The organism is Rhodococcus sp. CX (genome assembly GCF_015865005.1).
Taxonomy (GTDB): Bacteria; Actinomycetota; Actinomycetes; order Mycobacteriales; family Mycobacteriaceae; genus Rhodococcus.
The window spans coordinates 16,236-25,562 of the sequence record NZ_JADZGH010000217.1 but is presented as its reverse complement, the minus strand read 5'-3'; the positions used below and the strand labels follow the sequence as shown (position 1 = coordinate 25,562).

Genomic DNA, 9,327 nt, shown 5'->3' with positions numbered 1-9,327 from the left:
GCCGACCGCGCGCCTGTACCGCACCACCTCGTTCAGCGGCATCGTCCTCGAGGACGCGGGTCTGGCCCGGCCCGAGAGCCAGGGTCCGGATCCGGCCGACCCGAGCAGCATCATGAACGCCATCAGCCCCGAGCTGATCGCCCAGGCGGACGCCGACGTCATCTTCGTCTCGATGTACCGCGACGGCGACGGGAAGTCGGAGGGCGCCGCTCAGCCGTTCCTGACCAACCCGCTGTGGGGGAACCTCCGGGGCCGCAAGATCGACGTCGACGACAGCCTGTGGATGACTCCCGTCAGCATCCAGGGGGCCCACCTGATCCTCGACGACCTCGCGGAGGCGTTCGGGGTCGATCCGCACAAGGGATAACCTGGACCGTCCCCGAAACAGGAAGTGGTCGAATTGCCCGTTGTGCACCGGTCCCGAACTGCCGTCCTCGCCGCCGTCACCGTGGCGACGCTCGCCCTCGCGGGGTGCGGGGAAACCACGGACGATCCGGCGGACAGCATCGTGCGCACGACCACCCGCATCGCCGGGGCCGCGGTCGTCGGTGTCGATCGCGACACCACGACCGCGTGCCCGCTCCCCTCTCCCCTCGACGCGGGGCAGCCGGCCACCGGCACCCGGACCGTCGTGCACACCGCGGGCACCGCAGCGCATCGTCGTTCTCGACCTCGCGACGATGGACGCGGTGTGCGCGCTCGGTTTGTGGGAGCGGGTGGTCGGTGTGGCGTTCACCCCGATCGACCCCGGCTACTTCGACTACCTCGGCACCGGCATCGCCGAGTTGCCGTCGGTCGGTTCCGGCGACCTGCCCGATCTCGACCTGGTCGCGCAGGCGCAGCCGGATCTGATCCTGGGCTCGTCGGTCGATTCCGATCTGTACGGCCGGCTCGACGCGATCGCGCCGACCGTGACCGTGGGATCCGACCCCGTGTTCTGGCGGGAGCAGTTCCTGCGCGTCGGCGACGCCCTCGGCCGCCGGGAAGCCGCGCAGCAGGTGCTCGACGACTACCTCCTCGCCGCCGCCGAAGTCGGCCGCGAACTCGCCTCGTCCCAGACGCAGGCGTCGATCGTCCGGTTCACCGCCGACGGGCCCGTCGTGGAAGGCACCGCGTCGTTCGCCGGCCAGGTGATGGCCGACGCCGGCGCCGCCCGGCCCCCCGCCCAGCGCTTCGGCGTCGTCGACGGCCGGTCGTTCGAACCCGTCGACACCGACGATCCGGCGGCGGCGGACGCGGACGTGCTCTTCGTCCGCTTCGACGGCGACACCGGTCTCGCGGAGGGCACCGAATACATGGAAACGGACCGCTGGCTCGATCTCGGCGCCGTGAGCGACCACCGGTTGTTCGCGGTGACCGACGACGTGTGGTCCACGCCCGGCCCGGTCGCGGCCCGGGCGGTCCTCACCGACCTGAAGGTAGCGCTCAATGGCTATTCGAACTGAATTCGGCCGACCCGCCGTGCGGGTCGGCGCTGTACTCGCAGGCTTGCTCGCAACCGTGCTTCCGGCGGCCGCGCCGGCGTCGGCGCAACCGGAGACCCCGGCCATCGAGGTGTTCGCCGCCGACGGCGTCACCCCGCTCGGCGACCTGCCGGTGCACGAGGGCGACATCGTCGTCGTGCGCGGAACCGGTTTCGACCCGGAGGCGAACCGCACCGGTGGCCTGCCGGTGCCGGTACCGCCGGGAGTGCCGCACGGCACCTTCGTCTCGTTCGGCGGCTTCTCCGAGCACTGGCGTCCTTCCGAGGGTGCCCCCACCGCGAACCGCGCGACCGTACGATCCACCAACGCGTGGGTGCTGTCCGAACGCGCACTGAACCAGGTGCCCAACGTGCCGTTCGACATGCGCCGCACCGTCCGGCAGCAGTGGGTTCCGCTGTCCGACGACGGCTCGTTCACCGCGACCCTCACGATCGACGCTCCCGCCACCGTGCCCGCCGACGCGGTGTACGGCATCTACACCTACGGCGCCGCCGACGCGGTCAACGCCGAGCAGGAACTGTCCGTGCCGGTGAACTTCGATCCCTCGCCCGGCCCGAACGCTCCCGTCCCCGCGTCGCAGGACCTGGTGTGGGGATTCGCGCCCGGCTACACGGACCTGGTCACCGACACCACGCAGGGTTCGGTCGTCGGGAAGAACGGCGCGACCGTCAACCCGGACGGCACGCTCGCATTCGAACTGGCCGAGGCGCAGATCGACCCGGAGACCGGGCTCGGCCGGATCGAGTACCGCGGCACCGTCGTCTCGTTCACGCGCTTCCATCTCCTCGAGATCGCGCTGGCCGATCCGTGGATCGAGTTCACCGAGGACGGCACCTGCCTCACCGCCGAATCGTCGACCGGCGATCAGGTCGGGACCGACTCGATGAGCCGGATCACCGTCGCACGTCTCGATGCTGCCGCCGACGCGAGCCGCACCGAGTGGGACGGCGTTCCCGCCCGCTTCTCGGTGCCGCTGCAGCCGTCGGTGCTGCTGCCGTACTCCGGTGGGCAGGCCGCACCCGTGACCTTCCGCTACTGACGGCCGTCGTGCCCGTCCCCGAGTTCGTCGCCGCGCTGCGCGCTCACGTCGGTACCGCCCCCTTGTGGCTGTCCGGCGTGAGCGCCGTCGTGCGCGACGACCACGGCCGGCTCCTGCTGACCCGTCGCGCCGACAACGGTCGCTGGGCGATCGTGTCAGGCATCCTCGAGCCCGGTGAGGAACCTGCGGTCGCGGCGGTCCGCGAGGTCGCGGAGGAAACCGGGGTGGTCGCCGACGTCGTGCGCCTGACGAGTGTGGACGTGACCGCGCCGATCACCTACCCGAACGGCGACGTCGCGCAGTACCTGGACGTGTGCTTCCTGCTGCGCGCGACCGGCGGCTCGGCGCGCGTGGCCGACGACGAGAACCTCGAGGTCGCGTGGTTCGCGACGGACGCGCTGCCCGCCGATCTGACGGACACCTCGGCGCTGCGCATCGACAAGGCGCTGCGCGACGTGCCCGAGGCGTGGTTCCGCCGCCCCTGAAACGCCCCGGAAACGCCTGCGCTCGTGCGTGTTTCCGGTAGCGGGTGCTACCGGAAACGCGCACGAGCGCGGGGGTTACGTGGACAGTCGGGTCAGAAGTCCCAGTCCTCGTCCTCGGTGACGACCGCCTTGCCGATGACGTACGAGCTGCCGGAGCCCGAGAAGAAGTCGTGGTTCTCGTCGGCGTTCGGGGACAGTGCCGACAGGATCGCCGGGTTGACGTCCGTCTCGTCCTTCGGGAACAGCGCCTCGTAACCCAGGTTCATCAGCGCCTTGTTGGCGTTGTACCGCAGGAACTTCTTGACGTCCTCGGTCAGACCCGCCTCGTCGTACAGGTCTGCGGTGTACTGGGTTTCGTTGTCGTACAGCTCGAACAGCAGCTCGAAGACCCAGTCCTTGAGGTCGTCGCGCTCGGCCTGGGTGATCTGCTCGAGGCCCTTCTGGTACTTGTAGCCGATGTAGTAGCCGTGCACCGCCTCGTCGCGGATGATCAGGCGGATCATGTCGGCGGTGTTGGTGAGCTTGGCTCGCGAGGACCAGTACATCGGCAGGTAGAAGCCCGAGTAGAACAGGAACGACTCGAGCAGCGTGGAGGCCGCCTTGCGCTTGAGCGGGCTGTCGCCCTGGTAGTAGTCGAGGACGATCTGCGCCTTGCGCTGCAGGTTCTCGTTCTCCTCCGACCAGCGGAACGCATCGTCGATCTCGCGGGTCGAGCACAGCGTGGAGAAGATGTTCGAGTACGACTTCGCGTGCACGGACTCCATGAACGCGATGTTGGTGAGCACCGCCTCCTCGTGCGGGGTGACCGCATCCGGGATCAGCGACACCGCACCGACCGTGCCCTGGATGGTGTCGAGCAGCGTCAGACCCGTGAACACGCGCATCGTGAGCTGCTGCTCGTACGCGGTGAGCGTGCCCCAGGACGGGATGTCGTTGGACACCGGCACCTTCTCCGGCAGCCAGAAGTTGCCGGTGAGGCGATCCCAGACCTCGGAGTCCTTCTCGTCGGGGACGCGGTTCCAGTTGATCGCGGACACGCGGTCGATCAGTTTCACGTGGGCGCCGTCGGCCGGCGAGTGTGCGCGGGGTGCGGAAGTGGTCATCGGTCTTTCCCTACTGGATGTCGAAGAGTGTCGGCAGATTTCGTCAGAGCATGCAGGAGACGCAGTTCTCCACCTCGGTGCCCTCGAGCGCCATCTGCCGCAGACGGATGTAGTAGAGCGTCTTGATTCCCTTGCGCCACGCGTAGATCTGCGCCTTGTTCACGTCGCGGGTGGTGACGGTGTCCTTGAAGAACAGCGTCAGCGACAGGCCCTGATCGACGTGCTGCGTCGCCGCGGCGTAGGTGTCGATGATCTTCTCGTATCCGATCTCGTACGCATCCTGGAAGTACTCCAGGTTGTCGTTCGTCAGGTACGGCGCCGGGTAGTAGACGCGACCGATCTTGCCTTCCTTGCGGATCTCGATCTTCGACGCCACCGGGTGGATGGAGCTGGTGGAGTTGTTGATGTAGGAGATCGACCCGGTCGGCGGCACGGCCTGCAGGTTCTGGTTGTAGATGCCGTGCTTCTGCACCGACGCCTTCAGCTCACGCCAGTCGTCCTGCGTGGGGATGTCGATGTTCGAATCGGCGAAGAGCTGACGCACCTTCTCGGTCGCCGGCTCCCACACCTGGTCGGTGTACTTGTCGAAGAACTCGCCCGAGGCGTACTTGGACTCGGGGAATCCCGCGAAGTACGTACCGCGTTCGATCGCGAGCTTGTTCGACGCGCGCAACGCGTGGAACAGCACCGTGTAGAAGTAGATGTTCGTGAAGTCGACGCCCTCCTCGGATCCGTAGAAGATCCGCTCCCGCGCCAGGTAGCCGTGGAGGTTCATCTGGCCCAGGCCGATGGCGTGTCCCTCGTCGTTCGCCTTCTTGATCGAGGGAACGGAGTCGATGGACGTCTGATCGGCGACCGCGGTCAACGCGCGGATCGCGACCTCGATGGTCTGCGCGAAGTCCGGCGAGTCCATCGTCTTCGCGATGTTCAGCGACCCCAGGTTGCACGAGATGTCCTTGCCCACATGGCTGTAGGACAGATCGTCGTTGTACGTCGACGGGGTCGAGACCTGTAGGATCTCCGAGCACAGGTTCGAGTGGGTGACCTTGCCGGCGATCGGGTTCGCGCGGTTCACGGTGTCCTCGAACATGATGTACGGGTAGCCGGACTCGAACTGCAGCTCGGCGACCGTCTGGAAGAACTCGCGCGCCTTGATCTTCGACTTACGGATGCGCTTGTCGTCGACCATCTCGTAGTACTTCTCGGTGACGTCGATGTCCGCGAACGGCTTTCCGTAGACGCGCTCGACGTCGTACGGCGAGAACAGGTACATGTCCTCGTTCCGCTTCGCGAGCTCGAACGTGATGTCCGGGATCACGACGCCCAGCGACAGCGTCTTGATGCGGATCTTCTCGTCGGCGTTCTCACGCTTGGTGTCGAGGAACCGGTAGATGTCCGGGTGGTGCGCGTGCAGGTAGACGGCACCGGCACCCTGACGGGCACCGAGCTGGTTGGCGTACGAGAAGGAGTCCTCGAGCAGCTTCATGATCGGGATGACACCCGACGACTGGTTCTCGATCTTCTTGATCGGGGCGCCGTGCTCACGAATGTTGCTGAGCAGCAACGCGACACCGCCACCGCGCTTGGACAGCTGCAGAGCGGAGTTGATCGCGCGGCCGATCGACTCCATGTTGTCCTCGATGCGCAGCAGGAAGCACGAGACCGGCTCGCCGCGCTGCTTCTTGCCGGAGTTGAGGAACGTGGGGGTCGCCGGCTGGAAGCGGCCGGAGATGATCTCGTCGACCAGGTGCATCGCGAGGATCTCGTCACCGTCGGCGAGGGTCAGCGCGACCATGCACACACGGTCCTCGAAGCGTTCGAGGTACCGCTTGCCGTCGAACGTCTTGAGCGTGTACGACGTGTAGTACTTGAACGCACCCAGGAACGTCGGGAACCGGAACTTCTTCGAATACGCGTGCTGGAACAGCTTCTTCACGAACGGGCGCGAGTACTTCCCGAGAACCTCGGGCTCGTAGTAGTTCTCCTCGACGAGGTAGTCGAGCTTCTCGTCGAGGTCGTGGAAGAACACGGTGTTCTGGTTGACGTGCTGCAGGAAGTACTGCCGGGCCGCGGCCACGTCCTTGTCGAACTGGATCTCGCCGTTGGGACCGTAGAGATTCAGCATCGCGTTGAGCGCGTGGTAGTCGAGGCCTTCGAGCGAAGCGTCCGACTTGGCGCTCGTCGCGGTCGGCGCGGGATCGGTGATGGTCACGGTGTTTGCTCCCACTGTGAGTATCGGGTAACGGCGAGTTACGTCTGCGGCCGCGCACCCGGCTTGCCGGTTCGCGGTCGTTCGAGGCGTGGAGACCACGCGGGGCGGCTAGGCGGTCTGCAGTGACCGATCCCAGAACTGCGCGAGTCCCGCCCGGACGCGTTCGACGTCCTCGGCGGTTCCCATCAGTTCGAATCGATAGAGGTACGGAACCTTGCACTTTCGCGAAACGATATCGCCTGCAAAGCAATACGACTCGCCGAAGTTGGTGTTCCCCGCGGCGATGACGCCCCGGATCAGTGCGCGGTTGTGTTCGTTGTTGAGGAATCGGATGACCTGTTTGGGAACGAAGCTCGTGTCCCGTCCGGTCACGGTGGTGCCGCCTCCGTAGGTCGGCACGATCAGGACGTACGGCTCGTGCACCTCGAACGAGCCGTCACGGTCGTGCAGCGGGATCCGGTGCGCCGGCAACCCGAGCCGCTCGACGAATCGATGGGTGTTCTCCGACGCACTCGAGAAGTACACGAGGCGCGTTCCTGTGGGTGCTGAACTCATCGGTACTCACCATCTGCTCGCTCGCTCGGAAGGACCGGCCCCACACACCCGGTCCTTCACACACAAGGGGTTGTGCCGGTGCCGCCGGAGGCGGCACCGGGGAACATCAGGCCGCGACCGCGAGCTGCTTGATGCGATCGGGACGGAAACCCGACCAGTGGTCGTCACCGGCGACGACAACGGGCGCCTGGAGGTAACCCAGGGCCATCACGTAGTCACGAGCCTCCGGGTTCTCGGAGATGTCGACGACGTCGTACTCGATACCGGCCTTGTCGAGGGCACGGTAGGTGGCATTGCACTGGACGCAAGCAGGCTTGGTGTAGACGGTGATGTTCATAGGAGCCCCTTTTGTTCCAACGGGCCGAAACGGCCTGGCGACTGACTGCTGCGTGGTGCTCGAACGGCCGTCGAATCGAGTCGATCCTTCTTCCCCAGAGGGACCGGTGATGTTGTGGCCTTCCAGCGGTCTAGACACTACACCTTGTGGCAGACAGATTCACCAAACCCAGGATGTTGTGAACTACATTCTTGGTATTCCCAGGTCGCGCATGTCCGACCTGGGCGTTTTCCACCCCCTTCCGGCGTGTCGCGCGCCGTCCGTCGGGGTGTGCGTTCGACCACACCGCGAGGCGCGTCCGAGGACAGTGTGGCGCAGCCCACCGACACGTTCCGTGGGCGTCGCGCGAGGCGTTCTTCTAGGGCAGTGCCGGCAGCAGATCGTCGAGCCGCACGGGCAGTGCTCGCACCCTCGTCCCCGTCGCATGCCAGACCGCGTTGACCACCGCGGCGGCGCTGCCGACGATGCCGATCTCCCCCGTGCCGCGCGAGCCCATCGGGGTGGCGCGCCGATCGTCCTCGTCGAGCCATGCGGCATCGACGTCGCCGATGTCGGCGTGGGTCGGAATCAGGTATTCGGCGAGATCGTGGTTGACGATGTGGCCCAGCCGGGCGTCGCGGTGGCTCTCCTCGAACAGCGCCATCGAGATCCCGAAGCTCATGCCGCCGATGAACTGCGAGCGGGCGGTGCGCGGATTGACCACCCGCCCCACCGAGAACATCCCGAACATCCGGGGGACCCGGATCTCGCCGGTGTCCACGTCGACCCGCACCTCCGCGAAGTGCGCGCCGTACGAGTGGATGCTGTAGTGCTCGAGTTCCGGAGCCTTGCCCGCGGTCGCACTCGCCTCGGCGCCCGGCTCGGGGTCGCCGCCGAACCGCTTGTGGAACTCGTCCGCCGCCGCGACGGTCGCGGGCGGGTCGTCCGGCACGTCGTCGTGGGGGAGCGCGATCGTCGCGTTCGGCAGTGCGGTGTCGCCGATCTCGACGTCCACGTCCTCAGGACGGCAGCCGAGCGCATCGGCGGCAACGAGGGTCAGTGCCGTCCAGGCGCCGGTCCCGATGTCGGCGGCGCCGGTGCGCACCGAGTACCGGCCCTCACCGAGGTGTCGGACGGTGACCTCCGAACCCGGGGCGACCATGTGCGGGTAGGTCGCGGAGGCGACCCCGGTCCCGACCAGCCAGCGACCGTCGCGCCGGATCCCGGGTTCGCGATCGTCGGGGTTCCACCCGAACCGGCGGGCGCCTTCGCGCAGGCACTCGACCAGACGTCGCGACGACCACGGCTTCCCGGACTCGGGATCGATTTCGGGTTCGTTGCGGATGCGCAGCTCGATCGGGTCCACGCCGCAGCGGTGTGCGAGTTCGTCGAGCGCGACCTCGAGCGCGAACATTCCCGGCGCCTCCCCGGGGGCGCGCATCCAGAACGGTGCCGGTACGTCGAGGGGGACGGCGCGGTGGGTGGTGCGCAGGTTGCCGGTGGCGTACATGGTGCGGGCGGGAACCGCGGCCTGCTCGACGAATTCGTCGACGTGGGAGGACTGCACGACGCTGTCGTGAGAGACCGCGACCAAGCGGCCGTCGTGGTCGGCGCCCAGGCGCACCCGCGATACGGTCGGAGCGCGGTAGCCGACGTAGCCGAACATGTCGCGGCGCGGCACCGCGAACTTCACCGCGCGGCCGGGCAGTTTCCGCGCGGCCATCGCGGTGAGCACGTCGTGGGCGTGCGGGCCGCCCTTCGACCCGAATCCGCCGCCGACGTAGGGCGCGACCACCCGGATCCGCTCCTGCTCGATGCCCAGTGCGGACGCGAGCGCCGCGGCGACTCCGTGCGGGTGCTGGGTGGAGTCGTAGACGGTGAGCCGGTCGTCGGCCCACACCGCGACCGCGGTGTGCGGCTCGAGCGGATTGTTGTGTTCCTCGGGGGTGGAATAGGTTTCGTCGACGACCACGTCCGCATGGGCGAGGGCGTTGTCGACGTCTCCGCGCGCGGTGTCCGGCGGGAATCCGCCGTTGACCTTCTCCGGCGTGTAGCGGTCGGGGTGGTCCGCCCGGAACACGACGTCGTGGGGCTGTTCGTCGTACTCGACGGCGATCAGGTCGCACGCCTCCT

At 67.2% G+C, this 9,327-nt stretch carries 7 protein-coding genes and 2 pseudogenes; 4 read left to right on the top strand and 5 right to left on the bottom strand.

Going from position 1 to position 9,327, the window contains the following annotated elements:
• The 4 genes and pseudogenes from I0Q12_RS33715 to I0Q12_RS23890 all read left to right on the top strand — a co-directional run.
• Positions 1 to 367 (top strand): annotated as a pseudogene (locus tag I0Q12_RS33715) (iron siderophore-binding protein); the annotation flags it as partial.
• Between the two features lie 33 nt (positions 368 to 400).
• Positions 401 to 1,445 (top strand): annotated as a pseudogene (locus I0Q12_RS23900) (ABC transporter substrate-binding protein).
• A 43-nt stretch (positions 1,446 to 1,488) separates the two neighbouring features.
• Entirely contained in the window at positions 1,489 to 2,523 is a 1,035-nt protein-coding gene (locus tag I0Q12_RS23895; protein WP_231611309.1) for an HtaA domain-containing protein, read from the top strand.
• An 8-nt stretch (positions 2,524 to 2,531) separates the two neighbouring features.
• Complete coding sequence (locus I0Q12_RS23890; RefSeq protein ID WP_197255373.1) at positions 2,532 to 3,008, top strand: NUDIX domain-containing protein; 477 nt, start codon at positions 2,532 to 2,534, stop codon at positions 3,006 to 3,008.
• 92 nt (positions 3,009 to 3,100) lie between these two features.
• Here I0Q12_RS23890 and nrdF read toward each other — a convergent pair whose 3' ends face one another.
• From nrdF to I0Q12_RS23865, 5 genes are all read right to left on the bottom strand, one after another.
• Positions 3,101 to 4,111: a class 1b ribonucleoside-diphosphate reductase subunit beta gene (gene nrdF / locus I0Q12_RS23885; RefSeq protein WP_197255371.1), complete on the bottom strand. Its 1,011-nt coding sequence runs from the start codon at positions 4,109 to 4,111 to the stop codon at positions 3,101 to 3,103.
• A gap of 43 nt (positions 4,112 to 4,154) precedes the next feature.
• Positions 4,155 to 6,323 carry a class 1b ribonucleoside-diphosphate reductase subunit alpha gene (nrdE, locus tag I0Q12_RS23880; RefSeq protein ID WP_197255369.1) on the bottom strand — a complete coding sequence of 723 codons (2,169 nt, stop codon included), beginning with the start codon at positions 6,321 to 6,323 and terminating at the stop codon, positions 4,155 to 4,157.
• 108 nt (positions 6,324 to 6,431) lie between these two features.
• Positions 6,432 to 6,878 carry a class Ib ribonucleoside-diphosphate reductase assembly flavoprotein NrdI gene (gene nrdI, locus I0Q12_RS23875; RefSeq protein WP_197255366.1) on the bottom strand — a complete coding sequence of 149 codons (447 nt, stop codon included), beginning with the start codon at positions 6,876 to 6,878 and terminating at the stop codon, positions 6,432 to 6,434.
• 106 nt (positions 6,879 to 6,984) lie between these two features.
• A complete protein-coding gene (locus I0Q12_RS23870; RefSeq protein ID WP_197255364.1) occupies positions 6,985 to 7,215 on the bottom strand; it encodes a redoxin NrdH in 231 nt (76 codons plus the stop codon).
• 358 nt (positions 7,216 to 7,573) lie between these two features.
• On the bottom strand, positions 7,574 to 9,327 hold a 1,754-nt coding region (locus tag I0Q12_RS23865; protein WP_231611308.1), incomplete at its 5' end, for a xanthine dehydrogenase family protein molybdopterin-binding subunit.